General features: G+C 47.4%; 19 protein-coding genes, 1 rRNA gene and 2 riboswitches. Of the genes, 13 read left to right on the forward strand and 7 right to left on the reverse strand.

Annotated features, from left to right (window positions below; all coding sequences use genetic code 11):
- The first annotated feature begins 26 nt into the window (after nt 1-26).
- From rrf to MHH25_RS04620, 4 genes are all read left to right on the forward strand, one after another.
- A 5S ribosomal RNA gene (gene rrf / locus MHH25_RS04605) occupies nt 27-143 on the forward strand.
- A 184-nt stretch (nt 144-327) separates the two neighbouring features.
- Nucleotides 328-951 carry a deoxynucleoside kinase gene (locus tag MHH25_RS04610; protein ID WP_076253494.1) on the forward strand — a complete coding sequence of 208 codons (624 nt, stop codon included), beginning with the start codon at nt 328-330 and terminating at the stop codon, nt 949-951.
- Nucleotides 948-1,604, forward strand: a complete 657-nt coding sequence (locus MHH25_RS04615; protein WP_036672670.1) for a deoxynucleoside kinase — start codon at nt 948-950, stop codon at nt 1,602-1,604. The genes MHH25_RS04610 and MHH25_RS04615 overlap by 4 nt, the downstream gene beginning before the upstream one ends.
- A gap of 325 nt (nt 1,605-1,929) precedes the next feature.
- A complete protein-coding gene (locus tag MHH25_RS04620; RefSeq protein WP_051447298.1) occupies nt 1,930-2,412 on the forward strand; it encodes a hypothetical protein in 483 nt (160 codons plus the stop codon).
- Between the two features lie 555 nt (nt 2,413-2,967).
- On the opposite strand, the gene MHH25_RS04625 is transcribed toward MHH25_RS04620, so the two are convergent.
- The 7 genes from MHH25_RS04625 to MHH25_RS04655 form a co-directional block, all read right to left on the reverse strand.
- Nucleotides 2,968-3,711, reverse strand: coding sequence for a MerR family transcriptional regulator (locus MHH25_RS04625; RefSeq protein ID WP_339197148.1), 744 nt, complete (start codon nt 3,709-3,711; stop codon nt 2,968-2,970).
- A gap of 322 nt (nt 3,712-4,033) precedes the next feature.
- Nucleotides 4,034-4,699 carry a thiamine phosphate synthase gene (gene thiE, locus MHH25_RS04630; RefSeq protein WP_340019289.1) on the reverse strand — a complete coding sequence of 222 codons (666 nt, stop codon included), beginning with the start codon at nt 4,697-4,699 and terminating at the stop codon, nt 4,034-4,036.
- The gene (thiD, locus tag MHH25_RS04635) at nt 4,699-5,511 is read right to left on the reverse strand and encodes a bifunctional hydroxymethylpyrimidine kinase/phosphomethylpyrimidine kinase (protein WP_340019290.1); all 813 of its coding nucleotides are present in this window, start codon (nt 5,509-5,511) and stop codon (nt 4,699-4,701) included. Before thiD ends, thiE begins: the two co-directional genes overlap by 1 nt.
- Entirely contained in the window at nt 5,508-6,320 is an 813-nt protein-coding gene (gene thiM / locus MHH25_RS04640) for a hydroxyethylthiazole kinase (protein ID WP_340019291.1), read from the reverse strand. The genes thiD and thiM overlap by 4 nt, the downstream gene beginning before the upstream one ends.
- Before the next feature lie 928 nt (nt 6,321-7,248).
- Nucleotides 7,249-8,322 (reverse strand): ABC transporter substrate-binding protein, encoded by a 1,074-nt coding sequence (locus MHH25_RS04645; protein ID WP_340019292.1) that lies wholly within the window; start codon nt 8,320-8,322, stop codon nt 7,249-7,251.
- A gap of 167 nt (nt 8,323-8,489) precedes the next feature.
- Complete coding sequence (locus MHH25_RS04650; RefSeq protein ID WP_340019293.1) at nt 8,490-9,320, reverse strand: ABC transporter permease; 831 nt, start codon at nt 9,318-9,320, stop codon at nt 8,490-8,492.
- On the reverse strand, nt 9,310-10,074 hold the full coding sequence (locus MHH25_RS04655; RefSeq protein ID WP_340019294.1) for an ABC transporter ATP-binding protein: 765 nt from the start codon (nt 10,072-10,074) through the stop codon (nt 9,310-9,312). The genes MHH25_RS04650 and MHH25_RS04655 overlap by 11 nt, the downstream gene beginning before the upstream one ends.
- A 158-nt stretch (nt 10,075-10,232) precedes the next feature.
- Nucleotides 10,233-10,335: riboswitch (TPP riboswitch) on the reverse strand.
- A 218-nt stretch (nt 10,336-10,553) separates the two neighbouring features.
- Between MHH25_RS04655 and MHH25_RS04660 the strand changes: the two genes are divergently transcribed.
- The 9 genes from MHH25_RS04660 (at nt 10,554) to MHH25_RS04700 (ending at nt 20,687) form a co-directional block, all read left to right on the forward strand.
- The gene (locus tag MHH25_RS04660) at nt 10,554-11,429 is read left to right on the forward strand and encodes a radical SAM/SPASM domain-containing protein (RefSeq protein ID WP_036606150.1); all 876 of its coding nucleotides are present in this window, start codon (nt 10,554-10,556) and stop codon (nt 11,427-11,429) included.
- A 347-nt stretch (nt 11,430-11,776) separates the two neighbouring features.
- Nucleotides 11,777-12,445 (forward strand): pectate lyase, encoded by a 669-nt coding sequence (locus MHH25_RS04665; RefSeq protein ID WP_036672662.1) that lies wholly within the window; start codon nt 11,777-11,779, stop codon nt 12,443-12,445.
- Nucleotides 12,446-12,488: 43 nt separating this feature from the next.
- Nucleotides 12,489-12,599, forward strand: a riboswitch (TPP riboswitch).
- A gap of 235 nt (nt 12,600-12,834) precedes the next feature.
- Nucleotides 12,835-13,428: an ECF transporter S component gene (locus tag MHH25_RS04670; protein ID WP_338707812.1), complete on the forward strand. Its 594-nt coding sequence runs from the start codon at nt 12,835-12,837 to the stop codon at nt 13,426-13,428.
- Nucleotides 13,429-15,000, forward strand: a complete 1,572-nt coding sequence (locus MHH25_RS04675) for an ABC transporter ATP-binding protein (protein ID WP_340019295.1) — start codon at nt 13,429-13,431, stop codon at nt 14,998-15,000.
- Complete coding sequence (locus MHH25_RS04680; RefSeq protein WP_340019296.1) at nt 14,975-15,769, forward strand: energy-coupling factor transporter transmembrane component T; 795 nt, start codon at nt 14,975-14,977, stop codon at nt 15,767-15,769. Before MHH25_RS04675 ends, MHH25_RS04680 begins: the two co-directional genes overlap by 26 nt.
- Before the next feature lie 101 nt (nt 15,770-15,870).
- Entirely contained in the window at nt 15,871-18,174 is a 2,304-nt protein-coding gene (locus MHH25_RS04685; protein ID WP_340019297.1) for a PQQ-binding-like beta-propeller repeat protein, read from the forward strand.
- A gap of 131 nt (nt 18,175-18,305) precedes the next feature.
- Complete coding sequence (locus MHH25_RS04690) at nt 18,306-19,115, forward strand: methionine ABC transporter ATP-binding protein (RefSeq protein WP_338707816.1); 810 nt, start codon at nt 18,306-18,308, stop codon at nt 19,113-19,115.
- Nucleotides 19,112-19,783 carry a methionine ABC transporter permease gene (locus MHH25_RS04695; RefSeq protein WP_047841707.1) on the forward strand — a complete coding sequence of 224 codons (672 nt, stop codon included), beginning with the start codon at nt 19,112-19,114 and terminating at the stop codon, nt 19,781-19,783. The genes MHH25_RS04690 and MHH25_RS04695 overlap by 4 nt, the downstream gene beginning before the upstream one ends.
- A gap of 64 nt (nt 19,784-19,847) precedes the next feature.
- The gene (locus MHH25_RS04700) at nt 19,848-20,687 is read left to right on the forward strand and encodes a MetQ/NlpA family ABC transporter substrate-binding protein (protein WP_340019298.1); all 840 of its coding nucleotides are present in this window, start codon (nt 19,848-19,850) and stop codon (nt 20,685-20,687) included.
- The last annotated feature ends 62 nt before the right edge of the window (nt 20,688-20,749 follow it).

Consider the following 20,749-nt stretch of genomic DNA (forward strand, 5'->3'; position numbering starts at 1 on the left):
TCTCTGAATGTAAGCTAAGCGTTGCGTTTGGTGGCGATGGCGGAGGGGTTCCACACGTACCCATCCCGAACACGACCGTTAAGCCCTCTAGCGCCGATGGTACTTGGACCGCAGGGTCCTGGGAGAGTAGGACGCCGCCAAGCAATAGAAGACACACTTGATGATATCGAGTGTGTTTTTTTTATTTTAATGTAATTCAATAGTTGTGATTTGACTTGTTATATACATAAAATACTGGCGTTCCAATCCTTAAAGCTGTGATACAATAGGTGAGGTCTATATAGAAAACGGAAACACGCATAAGTACGAGGAGGAACAGTGAACACGATGAAATCAGCCCCGTTTATTGCTGTGGAAGGTCCGATTGGAGCGGGGAAAACAACGCTGGCAACGATGCTTTCCCATGAATTGAATCTTCCGTTAGTTAAAGAAATCGTAGAAGAGAATCCATTTCTGGCTTCCTTTTATCAGGATATCGACGAGTGGAGTTTCCAATTGGAAATGTTTTTTCTGTGTAATCGGTTTAAACAACTGGAAGACACGGGCGTTCATTATGTAGAGCAGAATACCCCAGTCATTTCAGACTATCATATCTATAAAAATATGATTTTTGCCGATCGTACCTTAAAGGGAACGAAACGGGATAAATATCGTCAAATCTATCATCTGTTAACAGATGATCTGCCAAAGCCCAACCTGGTGCTCTATATTGAAGCTGAACTCGATACGTTGATGTACCGCATTAACAAGCGTGGACGCTCATTTGAGCAGGATATGGACCCGGCATATATGGAACAACTGATCGCCGATTACAAAACAGGCATGGACTATCTGGCAAATAGCTCAAATCCGCCAGTAATCATTAAGGTCAATGCAGAGCAACTCGACTTTGTGGAACATCCTGAACACTTCAGGCAAATTGTTAATCAGGTAAAGGAGTATATCATATGAATAACTATGGCATTCCAACGAATGCACTAATTACGGTAGCAGGTACGGTTGGGGTGGGCAAATCCACGTTAACGGCTGCACTTGCGCAGCGTTTGAACTTCAAGACCTCTCTAGAGCAAGTTGATCATAATCCATATTTGGAGAAGTTCTATCATGACTTTGAGCGTTGGAGCTTCCATCTGCAGATTTATTTCCTGGCAGAGCGATTCAAGGAACAGAAAAAGATTTTTGAACTGGGTGGCGGATTCGTACAGGATCGTTCTATCTATGAAGATACGGGCATTTTTGCACAAATGCATGCAGATCAAGGAACCATGTCTGCTACAGATTTCGAGACATACAGCAGTTTATTTGAAGCGATGGTGATGACACCGTATTTCCCACATCCAGATGTGCTGATCTATCTGGAAGGCAGTCTGCCTTCGATTTTAAACCGTATTACGGAACGCGGACGCGAGATGGAGATTCAGACGGACCGTTCGTACTGGGAACACATGCACGAGCGCTATTCCGTGTGGATTGATCAGTTTACAGCTTGCCCTGTGCTGCGTCTGAACATTGATGAGTATGATGTGCATGATCCGGCATCGGTGGATGCCATTTTGGCTCAGATTGCAGCTGTCATTCAGCCTTCCAAGGAAGTGCAAAGGTAAGATAGAGAGAGCTTTTCAATGTAGTTTTCTGGGTTACATTGTTATATCTATGATACAGATATGGACAACATCTCTTCTACGGCTATTTATGCTGTTGGAGGGGTGTTTTTTTATGTGCCAAGGGAATGATTATGAGAGGTTTGTGGACAAAACTAAAATGATATTCGAGCGAATAAGGAAATAGATGCTTAATATATCTTTTCTATTATGTAAATACATGGTACCAAAAGTAGAAAAATGTTGAATAATAAGTCTTTTTGTGGTTTCATAGGAAAGGTGAATTCTGGAAAAGAAGCATATGCATGACTCAGGAGGGAAAGACAACGTGGAAGAGAAACAAGGAGTTAAAATCGGTATGCCGATCATTGGTGGCTTAATTGCAGCCATTCTGGGAGGCATCGTATGGGCAGCTATTGCTGCAATGACCGATTATGAGGTGGGATTAATTGCGATTCTGATTGGAGCGCTCACAGGTTACGCAGTTGTGTTGTTCTCCAATAAACAAATTGCGACGGTACATAAGATTATTGCCGTACTGTTTGCACTTGTCGGCATTTTGTTGGGGAAATATCTGACGGTGGTTTATTTTACTTCCGAACTGTTTGGTGATGTAGGCGTGATGGAACTTGTGTTTGATAGCGAGATGATCAGTGCGTTTGTGGAAACCTTCCAGGACTATTTCAGTCAACCGATTGATTTGTTATTCATCGTGCTTGCGATTGTGTCTGCATGGCAGATTCCTGGCCGGATGGCGAGAACCAGTTTAGCTACAGATGCATCTTCATCGGATCATGCGCCAAGAGCTTAATCGGATAGACAGTCGACGGCTGCAGCAAAATGAAGAACGTTTGACAGAAGAAACTTAATGCTCATCATCCTAAGCACTTATGAAGTTATATTGAAGGACTGGAAGCAGAAGAAAAACATAGTAAAGAGCATCTACTTTAAAAGATATTTATAAAGTACTCAGAGTGAGCAGCAGTTAGGCATGTTCACATTGCGGCTGAGTTACTTTCATACATAGGGACGATACGCCTGAGGGTGTACGTCCCTTTTGTGTATCCACCAGGTAGGGATGGATATGGCTCATAACTTTTGCAACAATTCGGATTGATTTAAATTACTTACCACATAACTCTAGTAAATATTCAGCATGTTCATAAGGTTAATTACAAGAACGATATGGTCACCCCAGGAGGTAGGTTCAAATATCCGAAGGGTCATTTACTGGGAATAAAGCTGATGACGAGAATATTTTTACCTTTACAGGATAGGGGGTTAACTTCTAGACTATCGTTTACAGTACACATCTGAGGACAATGAGAATTGAATAATACTATATGTGGTCGAAGACAGGTCTATATTATTTGTTTTGGTCAGCAAATACAGCCATAGCATCTCTCATAAATACTGCCAAACCATCGCCAAACTGATCAATATTGCGTTTGAAGCGTTCATCGTCCACGTACATCTGACCGAGTCCCCTGAAGGCTTCAGGCGAGTAGCTTCCCATCTGGTTCAGCAAGGTGTACCATTCTTGAATACCGGCCTGTGCCTCCGCAGATGCTGGTTCTGTGTGACGAAGTGAAGCCAGATGTTTGTAGATTTTGTTCATTTGATCGGATAGAGCCTTCTGATCTGTGGTTGATTTACTGTGCAGCTTCTGATTTGCGTGATCGACGGCATGGTCTCCCCAACGTTCCCGCGCTTCTTGTTCATACGGATTCTGGCTAAAATCAAATCCTTCGAATTGTTCTTTGGCTGTCATTTTAATTTCTCCTCTCACGTGTAAAACCGTTCTATCAATGGTAGCAATCATCTGGTCCAAGCGTTGGCGCTTCTCCAGCAGTATAAGTCGATGCATTTTAAGTGCTTCTTCCGGATTGAAGGAGGGGTTGGTTATAATGTTTTTGATCTCCTTCAGAGAGAAGTCGAGTTCCTTGAAAAACAATATTTGCTGCAACCGTTCCAGGTTGGCATCTGAATATAATCGATATCCGGCAGAAGTTACTTCGTCCGGTGTTAACAATCCGATCTCATCATAGTGATGCAGTGTGCGCACACTGATCGAGGCAAGTTCGGCAACTTCTTTTACCTTCATGGCCATGTGTGAAACCTCCTTACAACACCGATTGTACAGTGTGACGTTACGTGAGAGTCAACTGTTGAAAATGAAAAAACAAGATGCGAGCATGGAAGCTGCATCTTGATCATGGATTGGTGAATAGATGTGAATATGTGTGATGAAATTATTGTAAAATTCAGTCACTGTAGGGGAGCGGCTGTGCTTCTATGTCGAAGACATGGGTTGTTACCGCGCCGCGGGGGTGTTTTGAGGCTCCTCTGTTATGGAGAGGAGCGTGAGCAGTTGTAGGTTGCACCATGTATTCGGTGCAGCCCACGGGGCTGGCAGTGCAGGGAGAGCAGGGCTACGCCTGCATCCCGCGCACTGCCGCAGCGAACTGCGCAGCCGCTGCGCACACGTCGGCCGCGCCCGCGATGGCGGAGATGACGGCTACGCCGTCGGCTCCAGCCGCCATCACGGCGGCCGTGGTATCGGGCGTAATGCCGCCGATACCCACAATCGGAACTGCGATGCCTGCGGCGCGCAGTTCCGCCACCCCTGCGGGGCCCAGCACAGCGTGGGCATCCGCTTTGGAGCGCGTCGGGTACATGGGCCCGACGCCAAGGTAGTCGGCGCCCGCCTGCAACGCACGGCGCGCCTCATCCACAGAGTGGGCGGATACGCCAAGCATCCGCCCATCTCCAATGCGGGCGCGTACAAGCGCCGCGTCCGCATCCTCCTGGCCGACATGCACGCCGTCGGCCTCCACCGCTACAGCCAGCTCCACATCATCGTTCACGATGAACGGGACCCCGTGCTGGCTGCACACCTCGCGAAGCCGCATTGCAAGCGTGATGCAAGCTTCGCCAACCAGGGCGCCAGTTCCCTTTTCGCGGAACTGGAACAGCGTGATGCCGCCAGCAATGGCCTGGCGCAGCACTTCCACAGGGTCTTGCGTTGTATTAACGCTGCCCATCACCAAATACACCTGCATCGCGCGTCGTACCGCTTCTGCATCCCAAGGGCGCATCACTGCTCACCCCGCTGTCTGCGCTGATACGCAAAATGATTTGTCGGCCCATGTCCGGCGCCAATCCCCAACTCATCTTCGATGGCTGCCTGAATGAATGCTCGCGCGGTCATAACGGCAGCCAGAACAGGTGAACCCTTTGCTAACTCTGCGGTGATCGCAGCAGAGTACGTGCATCCCGTTCCGTGTGTATGACGTGTTACCACACGAACATTCTCCAGATAATGAAAAGACTGCCCATCGTAGAGCACATCCACGATCATGCCACTTCCTTCATCATGACCACCTTTGACCAAAGCATACGTTGAGCCCATCTGTACAATCCGTCTTGCGGCTTCTTCCCGCTGGCTCAGATTGGTGATAGACATCCCGGTAAGCAGTTCCGCTTCCGGAATATTGGGTGTTGTGATCAGGGCATGGGGCAACAGATCCGTAACCAACGCCTTTACAGCTTCCTGCTGGAGAAGGGGGGCGCCACCTTTGGCTACCATCACAGGGTCGATGACCAGATTTGACCAACGGTATTGCTGCCATTTCTCAGCCACTAGACGAATAATCTCGGCACTATATAACATGCCGGTCTTCGTTGCGGTTGGTTGAAAGTCTTCGCCGGTCGAGTCCAATTGCTGGGCAATGCCATCGTAAGGGATGGGAAAAACGCCCTGCACACCTGTTGTATTTTGGGCAGCAATAGCGGTGATAACGGTCATGCCGTATACCCCAAGCTCCTGAAATGTTTTCAGATCGGCTTGAATGCCTGCACCGCCCCCGTTATCAGAGCCTGCAATGGTTAGCGCTTGAGCAATGCTCATACTGCACCTCCACGGGTCTGACGGATCTGTGCGCGTTCTGCCAAGAGATCAGGTGTCACTTGTGCCAGTTGATTCAACAACTCAATCTGGAAGCTGCCGGGTCCCAGGTGAGCCGTACGTTCTGCTGCCAGTTCAGCCGATACACCATAAAAAGCGAGCGCTTCAACAACGCTGCCTAGAAGATCGGCTCCTGATTCCGCTATGGCTGTAAAAGCACCAATCACCGAACTGAGCAGACAGCCAGCACCTGTGACCTGAGTGAGCAGTGCATGACCATTACTCGTGAGAAATGTGGATTGTCCATCAGTAATAATATCTTCTTTTCCGGTAATGACCACGACACAGCCAAGTTTATGCGCTGCCCGCTCCGCAATGCCGATTCGGTCGCCCTCACCTGATCCTGCGTCCACACCTTTAATACTCCAACTCTCACCGATGACATTGGCGACCTCTGCCACATTGCCGCGCAGTACCGTGAGACGAAGTTCACGAATGAGCATCTGCACGGTTTCCGTGCGATAAGTGGTTGCGCCTGCGCCGACGGGATCAAGCACCACAGGCACGTGATGCGAATTAGCCGATTGGCCTGCCAGACGGATCGCCCGAACGACTTTGTCATCGAGTGTACCGATGTTGAGTACCACGGCTCCTGACATCTTGGCGACATCAGCGACCTCTTCATGAGCATAGGCCATAAAAGGGGACGCACCGAGTGCAAGCAGACCATTGGCTGTGAAGGGAGCCACGACAAGGTTAGTGATATTGTGTACCAGCGGATTTTGCGTACGAACACGTTCCAGATAAGACATATAATTTCCTCCTTGTTTTGAAGTAACCCGATCGGCGGAAGTCCGATATCTGGAGTCACTCAACAGAATAATTGGATATGAGTTCCCTTGTTGAGTTGGGGCGCAGAGTCTAACAACAGCCAGATGCATTAATGCGGGAAAAGCAGAAACGTAAAATCTAAATTAATTTCATAACTCACTAAAATGGATTTTTGGAACTGGATATAGACAAATTGAATCATTCTGATCGATATCTAGCGAAACAATAAAAAACGAAACGATACAAAATACAGAAAGTGAACAGAGTGAATTTCTCCAAACTTAGGCAAGCAATACTGTGATGGATGTTAGCATCCAACCAGTGTCTTGAAGTCCAGGCTGGTCGATACCCAACTGATTGGGGCACGATCGATCGGGGCACGACTGGTCAGACGATGTTTCTAAAGAACACAGGACGTCTTATTTGGCTGTCAGGTCCTCCTTTTGAAATGTAAGGAACATCAGACACGTTATTCCCAGAATCTCCTGACCAAAACGCTGCAAACAGCTATTTATTCTGATATAACATGTTTCAGGTTCTTTAGATTTCTGCAACCGCTCCAAATCCCTGAATAGGACGCCTCAGATTCGTTAGCAGTCGTAGCATGCTCTGTTTCGATCAAGTTAAGGAGCGTTTCAGCTCCCAGTAGGCTTGAAGATAAGCGCTAATTACATTACCAAATACATATCAACAAGCCACCCAAACGCATATCAAGCTGCCCAATTGCACATCAAGCCACTTAGGATTGTTATAAATTCTGATCCTCCGATGCTTGCTTCAGGCCAATTCCATTCCACAAACCTTTATGCATCCGATCCTCACGTTCTTGCTAACTTTACTTTTAATCACATTGCTTTCATTCCCTTTATGTTCAATCACTTTTCCTTTATTCGCGTTGCTCTCCTTTATTTACTCTCCTTGCAGAGTAATAAAAGCATCCTCGGCTTTCACCGATTCAGGAATCAAATCCTGTTCAACGAGCCATGCACGTACATTTTCCCACGATTCCATTTCCTGCCGACCAAATGGTTGGCCTTCTTCATTCATGAGTGGTAGCAGAATTGCCAGGCTTTTAGTTTCGATCTCCGGGTCAAGCGGTGATGTTTCATTCTCATGAGCGAGCAGAATACTCAAGGCTTCTTCTGGATGCTCAGTCACATATTTCTGTCCTTCCTGGACCGCTTTGAGAAACCGGGTAAGTTGGTCTTTTTTCGCTTCAATGCCAGCTTCACTTGCGGTCAGGACCAATTCATAATAATCAGGCACACCATAATCGACGGGGGTAATCGATTTCATGGCATGTCCTTCTTTCTCCAAAATCAATTGCTCATGGTTAATAAAACCACCCATAATCGCATCTGCCTGTCCGGAAGCCAGCGAAGGAATCAGATCGAACCCAACATCAACCAGATTCATGTTGTCGGGATTGCCACCATCGTGGCTAATCATCGTACGAACCATCGCTTCATACAGCGGAATCGAAGAATAACCGACAGTTTTTCCTTCAAGATCTTTGGGTGAGCTCACGTTGCCATTTGCTTCGGTCAACAGATGCACAAGCGGGTGGCGAACAACAGCAGCAATGGAACGTACAGGAATGTTCTCGCCACGAGCGAGCAAAATTTGGGGCTGGTAGCTTAGGGCCAGATCAATTTTTCCGGCAGCAACAAGTTTGAGTGAATCATTGGTATCCGCAGGCATCTGAATTTCGACATCCAGACCTTGGTCTGCAAAGTATCCTTTTTCCTGAGCCACATAGATGAAGGAGTGTACTGCATTCGGGTACCAGTCGAGCATGATAGACAGTTTATCTTTGGCGTCTGATGCAGGTTCGGTTGCAGACGGATCTGTTTGCTGTGTATTGGTTGCCGAATCTGTTGTTGGCGTATTTTGGCTATTGTCTGTGGTGCTGCATCCGCTAACGATCAGCAAAAGGCTAATGAGTATGATGGGAAGCAGGGAGTATATACCTTTGTTATTCATAAATGAAGTTCCTCATTTCATCGTTTTGATTTGTAGAAAATGGGCAACAGCATGTTAACGATAATGTGACAATGAACTGATTGAAGATGTTGCTGAAATTGTGCATAAGATATGTTTTGTTTTGAAGATTGTAACTACTGTATTTACATCTAATTTCTGTCTAAGTATTATCCAACCTTTCTTTTGCCTCCATGACGATGACGCCGTATGCTAAACCGTTTCTCCAGCCAGGTAATCAGTACAAACAAAACGATCCCAAGCAGGGATAACAGCAAAATGGCGGCAAACATCGCATCCGTGTTCATGTTGCTGGACATACGACGGCTGAAGTACCCTAGACCTTTGCTACCACCGAGCCATTCGCCAATCGTTGCCCCAACCACGCAGTACACCACAGACATCTTTAGCCCCGAGAAAAAAGAGGGAAGTGCCAGCGGAACCTGGAGTTTGCAAAAAATATCCCACTTGCTGGCGCCCATGGTGAGCAACAGTTCACGCTGCTCTGGATCGCCTTGGCGGAGTCCATCGTAGGTACTGACCACAATGGGGAAGAATGCGATTAAAAATACCACGGCGACTTTGCTCCACAACGTGTAACCAAACCACAGGATAAATACGGGGGACAAGGCAATCAACGGTATGGTCTGACTGATCACGATGAAGGGATACAAGGCCTTTTCAATCGATCGGTTCATATGCATGCCTGTTGCCAGCGTAATTCCAGTCACTATGGACAAGACAAAACCAACAACAACCTCCATAAAGGTAGCAGGCAGATGGATGGTCAACAGCAGACGGCGATGTTCAACCAGTGAGCTTGCGATGGCCGTAGGTGCAGGAATGATGAAGGAGGGCACCCATCCCATACGCACAATCACTTCCCAGATCGCCATTAATAAGAACATGAGCATAATAAACAAACCATATTGGGAAAACGACCTCGAGAGCCACTTTAAACACCACGTCCAAACGCTAACCTCAGCTCTATCATTTTGCATGTAATTGTTCCTCCAGTTGTTGCCTCATCTGCACGAGAGCCAGTTCGTAGATCATGTCCGAATGCCTTGGGCGTGGTAAAGGAACCGTCATCTCCCGCAACTGCTGACCTTGCCCCCCTGGAGTTAACAGAATGATACGGTCACTTAACAGCAGGGCTTCTTCAATGTCATGTGTAATGAACAGCACGGTTTGGCCAAAGCCCTCCCACAGCTCGAGCAACCAGCGATGCATTTCTCGTTTGGTTAAGGCGTCGAGTGCACCGAAGGGTTCATCCAGCAACATGAGCTGCCCGCCTGTAAGTAAGGTACGCAGCAATGCCACCCGCTGCCGCATGCCGCCGGACAATTCATCTGGATAGGCCTGTTCATAACCCGACAGGCCGAACCTTGCCAATCCAGCTAGGATGTTGGCACGTAACTTGTCCTTGTCCTGTCGGCCTCGTGCCAACTCGGAAGGAAGCATGCAGTTCTCCATGACGGTACGCCAGGATAACAGCAGATCTTTCTGCGGCATATAGGCGACTCGTCCGAGCCGTTGTCCGTGCGGTACATCAGCAATATCGATGGTGCCGACGGTTGGCTCATGCAAGCCTGCGAGTAGCTTGAAGAGCGTGCTTTTACCTGACCCGCTGGAGCCAATGAGCGAGACAAATTCTCCTTGTTGGACCTTAAGCGACACATTGGCGAGCACGGGTGAATCCTTTTTTTCAGGAAAAGCGAAGCTAACGTTCTCAATGGTTACATGGTTGTTCATCTGATCCTCACCCCCTTGATGTCAGACTGCTGGAATAACAACGGCATCCTATACTCTGCAAAAGGAACAAAAAAGACCCACCCATTTCCGGAGAAATGAGTGGGTCTGTAAGTTAAATCCGCAATTTATCTTCACATACATGAAAAAAATCCGCTTACTAAAAGGCCGCTCCACTTCCCTCCGCTGGTATGATCCAGATCAGGTTCAAAGGGTCCGAATAATCATATTCGTCTCAGCCGCAAGGCTCCCCTAGTGCAAAAGTTCAAGATATGCAGTTGTCTGTTCAGCATATATCACTCGAACATGAACTGTAAAGAGGCAGCATGATGGAATTCTTGAGATGAACTTGGAGTCAGACCCGAACAACTGAACAATTTACCTGGGCTCCCTAACCCGATATAATAGGGGTGGCGCATATTGGCCGGATCACAAAATGCAGGTGGGATTGTTCTCCCTCCTAGGCAGAATGGGGACCCGAGTTGAAAACGTTCAAAAAAGTATATATTGAGATCACGAGTATCTGCAATCTGGCATGCAGCTTCTGTCCGCAGACACAGCGTGCCAAAGGATTCATTGACCCTGAAGTCTTCAACAATATACTGGATCAAGTTAAACCACACACCAATCATATTTATCTACATGTCAAAGGCGAACCCTTGTTGCATCCCAAAATAGATTTGTTGCTCGATTCCGCACATGAGAAGGGACTCAAGGTGAACATTACAACGAATGGTACACTGCTGCCCAAGACTCAGCATAAATTGCTTGGCAAACCGGCGCTGCGGCAGATGAATTTCTCCCTGCACAGTTTCGATGGGCATGAAGGTTCAACAGACCGTGACGGATACCTGCGTCATATTTTGTCCTTTGTACACGAGGCCGTTAAGCACAATGTCATCATCTCATTTCGGTTGTGGAATCTGACACAGGATAACTTCACAAATGCTCAGATGAATCGAAATCGGGAGACCCTTGAAGTATTGGAACGTGAGTTCAATCTGGATTTCCGCATTGAGGAAAAAGTAGTTCCAGGCAGCGGGGTCAAAATTGCCCCGAATGTATACCTGAATCAGGACCATGAGTTCCAGTGGCCGAGTCTGGATGCACCTGAAGATGACGGCAAAGGCTTCTGCCATGCACTTCGCGGTCAGGCAGCTGTGCTTGTAGATGGAACGGTGGTTCCATGCTGTCTCGATGGCGAGGGTGTGATTAACCTGGGTAATGTGCACGAGAAGTCATTCTCGGAGATTATTGAGGGTGAGCGAGCGAACAATCTGGTATATGGCTTCTCCAAACGCGAAGCTGTAGAAGAGTTGTGTAGAAAGTGCGGTTATCGTCAGAGATTTGGAGCCTGATATTTTATATCAGCAAGCCAGAAGACATTCAAGATCACACATTTGGAGACAAATGTAGTGGTCTTTCTTTGTTATTGGGGATTAAGTGAGGGGTACATACGTTACAAATGAGCATACCAGAGGTTGATATCAGCATATTGCTTGAGAGACCTAGCATGCAAAAAATGCCGATATGACAGGGATTGTACGATGTCATGATATATCTGATCTAATGATTATTCTAGTTACCTTCCTTATTTGGTAGGATTAGGTTGTTGGTCGGACAGAGGTGCACCTCTGGCGAACTTCCAGTACAAGCCCAGGCTGTACATTACCAAAAAACGAGAGAATAAGGGAGGAATAAAGTTATGAAAAAAATGTTGACGTTGTTACTGTCCGCTGGTTTGGTTGCTTCTATATTTGGTGCAGTTCCGGCTGCGGCTGCGCCTACGGTTGTAAATTCAACTATTATTGTTCCAAAGGGCACGACCTATGATGGTCAAGGCAAAACATTTGTAGCTAATCCTTCCACACTTGGCGACGGATCTCAAGCAGAAAATCAGAAGCCAGTCTTCCGTCTGGAGGCAGGGGCCACGCTCAAAAACGTAAACATTGGATCACCAGCTGCTGATGGTGTTCACTGTTATGGCAACTGTAATATATCGAATGTGGTCTGGCAGGACGTGGGCGAGGATGCACTGACATTGAAGTCTGCCGGAACGGTTAACATTACCGGTGGGGCAGCGTATAAGGCTTATGATAAAGTGTTCCAGATGAATGCAGCTGGAACAATTAACATCAAAAATTTCCGTGCAGATGATATTGGCAAACTGGTTCGCCAAAATGGTGGAACTTCCTTTGCAGTTAACATGACGCTGGATAACTCCAACATTTCCAATGTAAAAGATTCGATTATGCGTACAGACAGCAGCACATCACAAGGGAAAATTACGAATACCCGTTATTCCAAAGTACCAACGTTGTTCAAGGGGTTTGCTTCGGGGAAAACGAGCCAGTCTGGGAACACGCAATATTAAAGGATTGCCACAAATACCCATCTGATGTACATTAGAAGCAATGAAATAAGTGAACCGGGAGCTCAATGAAGTTGGGCTGAGAGAGTGGCCTTGTGCCGCTGACCGTACATCTGATCTGGGTAATGCCAGCGTAGAGAACATGGATTTGCGATATGTAAGGGTGAATTGTGGGAATGAACGTGGATGAACAACAGACCTCTTTGAACTTGAACTGTGGTGGTGTATCTGCCATGAAGGAGGGGTGCTGGTTGATATTCCGTATTTTCGACATCCATCCAATACATCATTGTGAGGATTGTACACTGTACGTAAGGCCTGCCCGGAATCGGGGAGGCTTTTTCGTTTATTTTGATAACCCCCACAGGGAACAAAGGAAGGGCGTAGAGAACATGGCAACAACAGCAGGCAACAAGCGATTGAAACTAACGGATATTCTGGTAACCATCGTGATCGCAGTAGTGTTTGGGGTGATTTACAAGATATGGGGACCTACATATGACTTGATGAAACCATTTGGCGTTCATGCGGAGCAGATGATCTACGGCATGTGGTTTATGGCGGGCACGTTTGCTTTTGTTATCATTCGTAAACCAGGCGTGGCTATTCTTGCCGAAGTTGCGGCTTCAACGGTAAGTGCTTTCTTGGGTAGTGAATGGGGCATGTCCACACTGGTGTATGGCCTGTTGCAAGGATTGGGAGCTGAGATATTCTTCGCAGCATTTTTCTATCGCAAAACGAATCTGTTTGTTACCTGTCTTGCAGCCATAGGAGCTGCAGCGGCTTCGCTTTTGCTGGATTACCAGTACGGGTATATTGATTCACTCTCGACGTGGAATTATACGTTATTTATCGGGTTCCGCTTCATTGGAAGTATTCTGATTGCTGGAGTGTTCGCTTATTATCTTGCCAAAGCATTGGAACTCACCGGTGTAACACGTTCGCTCAGGCCGGTATCCAAACAAGATTATGAGGCGCTGGATTAGATGAACGGGGAAGGGAGTTCGCAAGCGGTAAGTGTGACAAATCTAAGATGCAAGTTCCCGGGAGAGAAAGCCTTGGTATTTCAAGGCTTGTCTCTTTCTGTGCGTCAAGGAGAGAAAGTGCTGTTGCTTGGCCCAAGTGGCTCCGGTAAATCGACGTTATTGCAAATTTTGAGCGGTTTAATTCCACGTTCGGTTGAGATTCCGATGAAATGTGATGATATTCAGGTTCCCGCCAAAGCAGGAGTGGTCTTTCAAGATCCGGATACCCAGTTCTGTATGTCCTTTACGGATGAAGAGATCGCATTTGTTCTGGAAAACCGAAATATTCCGCGTGAAGAGATGCCTGCTCTGATTGAATATTATCTGAAACAAGTGGGGTTATCCTTTGAACAGAATCGTGTATTGATCCAGTCCATGTCTCAGGGGATGAAGCAGCGTCTTGCGATTGCTTCGATGCTTGCCATGGACCCGGAGGTATTGTTTTTGGATGAACCCACTGCACTGCTGGATGATGAGGGGACTTCCCAGGTGTGGGATACCGTCAGACGGATCGCTAGTGACAAAACAATCATCATCGTTGAACACAAAATAAACAAGATTGTGGATATGGTCGACCGCATCATTGTGGTATCACCTGAAGGAAAGATTGTGGCAGATGGGCCAGCACAGCAGGTATTTACGCATGAACGGGGCAAGCTGAAGGCATATGGGATCTGGTATCCAGGCATATGGGAGGAGCAAGAGCGGGCAGCTAAGGAAGAAGAGGGAAGTACTTCTGGAGAGCTTCAAGTTTGTGTGGATCACGGCATCTCAAGTTTGGAAACACAGCGATCGTCTGACTTATCCGATACACCGGGTATATCCCCCATATCTCACGACTCATCCTTTTCGCCTGTATCTCCCGCCTATCTGCCTGCACTGGACTTGCAGCAGTTCACTGGATGGCGTGGGAAAACACCTTTCATTCAGGTGGAGCAGGCCAAGGTATGGCATGGAGACTGTATTGGTATTGTCGGAGCTAATGGAGCTGGCAAGAGTTCATTGTTGTTATCTCTGATGAATATCCTGAAAACAACAGGTCATTATGAGGTGGAAGGTCAGCCTTCTGGCAAAACGGAGCAGCTTGCAGATCGAATTGCGTTTGTATTTCAGAACCCGGAGTTTCAATTTGTGACCAACACGGTCGCGGAAGAAGTGGAATTCTCATTGCTGGGGGGCAGGCTGACAACGGAAGAAAGACTTGTCAGGACTGATCATATGTTGAATCAATTTGGGCTAATAGACCTCTCAGAGCGCCATCCCTACCAATTATCGATGGGGCAGAAACGACGCTTGAGCGTTGCCTCTGCACTGGTGAGAGAGCAGCGAATACTGCTGTTGGATGAACCTACTTTTGGACAGGATGCCCGCAATACGTTTGCCATGTTAGCACAGCTGGAGCAATTGCGGAGAGAGGGAACAGCTATTGTCATGGTTACCCATGATCGTGAAATTGTAAAAAGATATTGCACCCGAATCTGGACGGTAGATGAGGGGAGGTTATCTGATGCAACTGTCGTTTCCTCACCGTGAAACCTGGCTTCATAACGTCAATCCGGGATTAAAGATGATCATTCTGACGATGATGTTTGTCATCGTTATCCTCATTCACAATCTGAATGTAATGGCCAACGTTGCGTTGGCGATGATGCTGTTACTGTGCTGGGCAGGTCATCCGTGGTACAGATTGATGCTGTACGCATCACCATTCATTCTGGTGTTTATCTCCACGTCTACAGGCATGATGATGTTTGGTAAGGGCGAGACCACATGGTATAAGTGGGGACTGATCCACATAACCGAAGAGAGTTTCTATCGCGGTCTGCACTTGGGTTTTCGCTCGCTGACTATGGCCGCGGCTGGGTTACTTTTTGGTCTTACGACCAAGCCTGTGAGACTGTTTTATTCCCTGATGCAGCAGTGGCGGCTTCCCGCAAAATATGCCTATAGCTTTTTGGCCGCGATGCGCATGATCCCCATTTTGCTGGATGAATTCCAGACGCTCCGTTATGCGATTCGTATTCGTGGAACACAGCAACGCGGCTCTCGCTGGAATGTGTATGGTACACTCAAGCGTTACGCTATTCCGCTGCTGGCACAGAGCATTCGCCGTGCACAGCGAATGGCGGTAGCAATGGAAGCGAAAGGGTTCACAGATGGCGCGAGCCGCACGTATTACATTCAGATTGGCTATTCGCGAGCTGATCTGTGGTTTGTATTTTATTATATGCTCACCTTAACGGCTGCTTATTACATCGGGGTTACCTTTCCTTATCATGCTACGATGGTGGATGTAAGGTAATACGGGCAGATAGATAGAAATATATTGAGGTAAACGGTAACCTTTTCCTTTTTACTGCGTCTCTATTGGAAATAACTTCTAATGAATGGGGATGAACGAGAGTGAAGACGGGTCCTGACTGGCAGAGAACGGGGTACAAATGGATTACCATGACTGGATTATCAGCTGTGCTGTTGACGGGCTGGATGCTGCTGGATTCCAAAATGGTCGCCCTTGAAGGACAAGCTTTGGCTACAACGCCACAAGCATTGGGGGAAAGTTCCCAAGTCTTAACTGCAAAGTTAGCTTACAAACAAGGAGACACCGTTACGCTTATTAATGACATCCCTCTGTTCAAAAACAGAAGGGACGGCAGTGTGGCTGCTGACAAGCTGGGGATTGAATACTATACAACAAAAAACGAAAAGTATACGTTGGCCTCGGTTCGAGGTGAGTGGGTGCAGCTTAAGTCAACCGATCATGGAAACTTTTGGCTGCCAAGTTGGTATGCACTGAAGGAGAGCAGAAGTATGACGGAAACAGCTCCCCAAAGCTTCACACTCCAATCAGGCAGCAAGCTGTATCTGGCACCAGATAGTTCTACAACCTGGTCTTTTGAGAAAGTGCTAACAGATAAGGCTGTTATTGTTGCAAAGTGGAAAGGCTGGTATGGGGTATCCATTGCTCCACGAGTCTGGAATAAAGAATCCTCCACGTATCGGCCAGGACTCTTCTGGATCAAGGCACAGGCTATAGAACAGCGGATGAATGTGGCTGATGGCTGGTTCAATCAGGAGGCATCGCTGCCAACTTCGGTTATACGCCATCTGACAGATATTAAGCTGAACAAGGCAACCACCTCCAAACAAGTGGCTGGGTGGTTAGGCGAGCCGGATTGGAAAGAGAGTTCAAGCAATCTAAATTTCACGGGTTATTCAATGAGTATTGGACAGACCTGGAGATATGAGCGGGAAGATGCGCAATTTCTGGTCACATTAAACAAGAATGGCAGACTGGCCAGAACACGCTGGAATTTAGCACAGGATAATCGAAATGCTGTTGTTTCCGATTGGAACATCAGTCGGGCGGATGAATATGGGTTCACAACAAAAATCTATGGCACAACACTGCCAACGACAATCCCTTGGAAACCGGTATGGACCAACCAGGGGGATATTAACTACACTTTTTTACAAGCAGCCACGGATGATGTGCTTCTGATGAAAGGGGATGACGGTGGATTCAGCGGGGGTTACTACGAAGGTTCTATATATGCCCTTGACCGACATTCCGGCCAGCAATTATGGGAGATCAACGGGGGTTTTGGAAGACAGCAGGCAGTGGTGGATGCAGAGCGCAAATACGTTACAATCTACACCGATTATGACCCTGATAAGAAAAAATACGTGGATCGTATTCGTCATCTGAACTTGAAGAACGGAAAGGTCATGTGGACGTACACTCCTAAGCAAAATTTTAAACTAAATGGCATCACCGCTGCGAAGAACGTTGTGGTTGTAGATAACCCGGTTGTTGAGAGCTCAAGCAACAGTTGGTTAACGGTTCTGGACAGTGCAAACGGAAAAACATTGTGGACGCGAAAACTGGCTAAGGGTTATGAATTATTGAACAAGAGTGCAGATGACCCCTATGTGTTGTATTGGGAAAAGAATAAGCTAGTTGCAGCCGATCCGCAATCGGGCCGAACCGTATGGAGCTTGAAAGCTAAACGATCTACCATAGAACAATTTGTGAATGATCCATATTTTGATGGAATCGAACGTATGGATCCCTTTGCAACCACGAATGCTGAAAGATGGCTATCGTTAGATAATCAGTGGCTTCTGCTTGATCTGAACACGGGGAAAAAGCTTGCCCAATTCCCTGTTCTGGTAGGACAGAGATTTGAGGCGCTGGATGATGGCATGTTGTTGATCCGTGAGAACAAAAACGGCGATCATTACGGCGAATATGAAGATTTTACAACCACCCTGTATGATGCCAAGACAGGCAAAACACGCTGGACGATCAAGGGCAAGATTGAACGAGGACTGGTGGAAGAGGATCAGTTGTATGTGATTAAGAACGGTTATCCAGCGGCTGTGGATTATAAAACGGGGGAGACGCGTTGGAATGCCAAAGATACGATTGCAACACTAAGGCATCCGACGAATCAGGGAAGTTATCTGGTCATTGATGATCAGTTGCTGTTGCCCATGGACGAAAATCTTCTCGTAATGAACAAAAAGAATGGAGCACTGTTAGGTCGTGTACATGACGTTGTGATGGGAAACCCGGAGCACCGGGACCGGGATGCGAAGAATGGAATGATTAACCGGATCGGTAATGAAGTGTATGTGGGTTCGTCCAACGGACGTTTTCGTGTACATGAAGCCAGCCGCCTGCAGGAGGCAATCTCACCTTAAAAGCTTGTCTCGTAAGGGATGTTGATTTATTATAAATGAACAGGCTTGCTCGCGCTCCGGTTATCGGCTGTGCGGGCTTTCTTCATGTGTTCTTGAAGAACCATGCATGATCATTCACGGGAGGACTCTCCATGATCTCATTATATGGTGTAAGCAAACGTTATAACGAGCGCGGTTCCCGTGCAGATCAGGGATTCGAAGCATTAAGCTCGGTGTCCCTCGAAGTGGGACAAGGAGAAATACATGGCATCATTGGATCAAGTGGTGCAGGCAAATCCACACTTCTGCGGATGCTCAACGGGTTGGAAAAGCCGGATGATGGTGAGGTTGTTGTGAATGGGCAGCACCTGCCCCAGATGAATGAACAGAGTCTGCGTCAGGCACGAAGATCCATTGGCATGATCTTTCAACACTTCAATCTTGTCAGTAACCGAACGGTGAGTGGCAATGTCTGCATGCCATTGGAGCTTGCGGGTATGCCCCGTGCGCAGCGAGTTGAACGTGGACTTGAGGTACTGCAGTTTGTTGGACTGGAAGACAAGGCGGGTCAATATCCTGCTCAGCTTAGCGGAGGACAGAAGCAGCGTGTGGCGATTGCACGAGCGCTGGCCAGTCGTCCGGATGTGCTGCTCTGTGATGAACCGACCTCTTCGCTTGATCCACAGACCACGAACGGTATCCTGGATGTGCTGCGTCATATCAATGAAACGCTGGGCGTGACCATTGTTGTAGTAACGCATGAGATGGAAGTGGCTCGCAGACTATGTCACAGGATATCCGTCATGAAGGATGGGCGACTCGTTCGTACGTTGTCTAAAGCGGAAGTGAGCAGTATCCCTACTCCGCAGCCTGATCTGCTGACCTCCTTGCTTGCGGGTGACGAATACGGGATGACAGGTTCGTCTCTGTTCCGTAAGGCAGAACAGGAGGACAAGTCATGAGGTTACCTGAGTCTGTGCTGAAATATCAGCATGAGATATGGCAGGCGATCGGAGAGACTTTTGTCATGGTGGGTATCTCCATTGCGGCAGCTGTTCTGATCGGGTTACCTCTGGGTACACTGCTGTACTTATTCCGGAGAGGACAACGGTATCAGAATCAAACGCTGTCCTTTGTACTTGGCAGTGTCGTTAACATCGTTCGTTCGTTTCCGTTCTTACTGCTGGTTGTATTCATGATTCCATTCACACGGATTGTTGTGGGAACGTCCATAGGTACGCTGGCGGCAACCGTGCCACTCTCGGTCATTGCAATTGCCTACTACGCCAGACTGGTGGAACAAGCGTTGTTGGATGTACCGAGGGGAGTGGTTGAAGCGGCTGCTTCCATGGGGGCATCGACGATGCAACTTGTGGTGAAATTCTTGTACGTGGAGGCACGATCTGGTCTTGTACTGGGACTCACGACAGCTACGATTAGCTTCATCTCCTACTCGACGGTGATGGGCATTGTAGGTGGCGGCGGGGTTGGTGATTTCGCCATTCGCTACGGTTATCAGCGCTTCGAAACGGAGATTATGGTATTTACGATCATCATTATGATTATCCTGGTACAGATGATCCAATTCACAGGCAGCAGACTGTCCCACTGGCTGGATCGCAGATCCTGAACGGTTGGACCGTGCATTATTACGAATAACCAATACAGATTATACGATGAGGGGTAGACATGAAATGAAAATGAAAATGATGCTTATGTTGCTTGCAGTAATGCTGGTTGTAGCTGCTTGTGGCAAAAAAGAAGAAACACCTGCGGCTGAAGGAACAAAAGAAGATACACAAGTTGCACAAGAAGTTACGCTGAAGGTAGCCACGTTGATTCCACCGATGACAGATGTGCTCGATATTGTTAAACCGCTATTGAAGGAAGATGGCGTTAACCTGGAAGTTGTTGTGTTATCAGATAACGTACAGCCGAATACGGCACTGGCGAACAAGGAAGTGGATGCAAATTTCTTCCAACACGTGCCTTACATGACCCAGTATAATGAAGCGAACAATGCCAATCTGGTGGCTGTACAGCCTATCTATAATGCCATTTATGGCGGCTACTCCAAAAAGTACAAAACGATTGAGGAATTGCCAGAAGGTGCAACGATTGCAATTGCAAACGATCCTTCCAACATTGGTCGCTCTCTTGTGATGCTGGAGCAGAACGGATTGATTAAGCTGAAAGAGGGCGTAGGTTTTAACGCCACACAGGCAGACATCACCGAGAATACAAAGAACTTCAAGTTTGAGGAAGTGGACTTGTTGATGCTGGCTCGCATGATGGATGATGCTGATCTGGTAGCCATGACTCCGGCATATGCCAGTCCGCTCGGTCTTACACCGAAAAAGGATGCATTGTTAACCGAGAAGGATGATTCCCATTTTGCAATCACCATGGTTGCCCGTGAGGATAACAAGGACTCCGAAGCGATCCAGAAGCTGGCCAAACGCATGGCGGGTCCAGAGGTCAAAGCCTTCTTCGAAGAGAAATATGCAGATATCGCGATCCCGGCATTTAAATAGAGAATACGTAGTCCTATGTGAACAGCTTTTGAGATCTGAGCGATAACGCTTGGATCTTTTTT

The organism is Paenibacillus sp. FSL H3-0457, assembly GCF_037981725.1.
GTDB classification, from domain to species: domain Bacteria; phylum Bacillota; class Bacilli; order Paenibacillales; family Paenibacillaceae; genus Paenibacillus; species Paenibacillus amylolyticus.

What these genes read in the sequence shown, in the direction of transcription:
- MHH25_RS04610 (WP_076253494.1), top strand. Translation starts at nt 328, where the DNA reads ATGAAATCAGCCCCGTTTATTGCTGTGGAAGGTCCGATTGGAGCGGGG.
- MHH25_RS04615 (WP_036672670.1), top strand. Translation starts at nt 948, where the DNA reads ATGAATAACTATGGCATTCCAACGAATGCACTAATTACGGTAGCAGGT.
- MHH25_RS04625 (WP_339197148.1), bottom strand. Translation starts at nt 3,711, where the DNA reads ATGGCCATGAAGGTAAAAGAAGTTGCCGAACTTGCCTCGATCAGTGTG.
- thiE (WP_340019289.1), bottom strand. Translation starts at nt 4,699, where the DNA reads ATGCGCCCTTGGGATGCAGAAGCGGTACGACGCGCGATGCAGGTGTAT.
- thiD (WP_340019290.1), bottom strand. Translation starts at nt 5,511, where the DNA reads ATGAGCATTGCTCAAGCGCTAACCATTGCAGGCTCTGATAACGGGGGC.
- thiM (WP_340019291.1), bottom strand. Translation starts at nt 6,320, where the DNA reads ATGTCTTATCTGGAACGTGTTCGTACGCAAAATCCGCTGGTACACAAT.
- MHH25_RS04645 (WP_340019292.1), bottom strand. Translation starts at nt 8,322, where the DNA reads ATGAATAACAAAGGTATATACTCCCTGCTTCCCATCATACTCATTAGC.
- MHH25_RS04650 (WP_340019293.1), bottom strand. Translation starts at nt 9,320, where the DNA reads ATGCAAAATGATAGAGCTGAGGTTAGCGTTTGGACGTGGTGTTTAAAG.
- MHH25_RS04655 (WP_340019294.1), bottom strand. Translation starts at nt 10,074, where the DNA reads ATGAACAACCATGTAACCATTGAGAACGTTAGCTTCGCTTTTCCTGAA.
- MHH25_RS04665 (WP_036672662.1), top strand. Translation starts at nt 11,777, where the DNA reads ATGAAAAAAATGTTGACGTTGTTACTGTCCGCTGGTTTGGTTGCTTCT.
- MHH25_RS04670 (WP_338707812.1), top strand. Translation starts at nt 12,835, where the DNA reads ATGGCAACAACAGCAGGCAACAAGCGATTGAAACTAACGGATATTCTG.
- MHH25_RS04675 (WP_340019295.1), top strand. Translation starts at nt 13,429, where the DNA reads ATGAACGGGGAAGGGAGTTCGCAAGCGGTAAGTGTGACAAATCTAAGA.
- MHH25_RS04680 (WP_340019296.1), top strand. Translation starts at nt 14,975, where the DNA reads ATGCAACTGTCGTTTCCTCACCGTGAAACCTGGCTTCATAACGTCAAT.
- MHH25_RS04690 (WP_338707816.1), top strand. Translation starts at nt 18,306, where the DNA reads ATGATCTCATTATATGGTGTAAGCAAACGTTATAACGAGCGCGGTTCC.
- MHH25_RS04695 (WP_047841707.1), top strand. Translation starts at nt 19,112, where the DNA reads ATGAGGTTACCTGAGTCTGTGCTGAAATATCAGCATGAGATATGGCAG.
- MHH25_RS04700 (WP_340019298.1), top strand. Translation starts at nt 19,848, where the DNA reads ATGAAAATGAAAATGATGCTTATGTTGCTTGCAGTAATGCTGGTTGTA.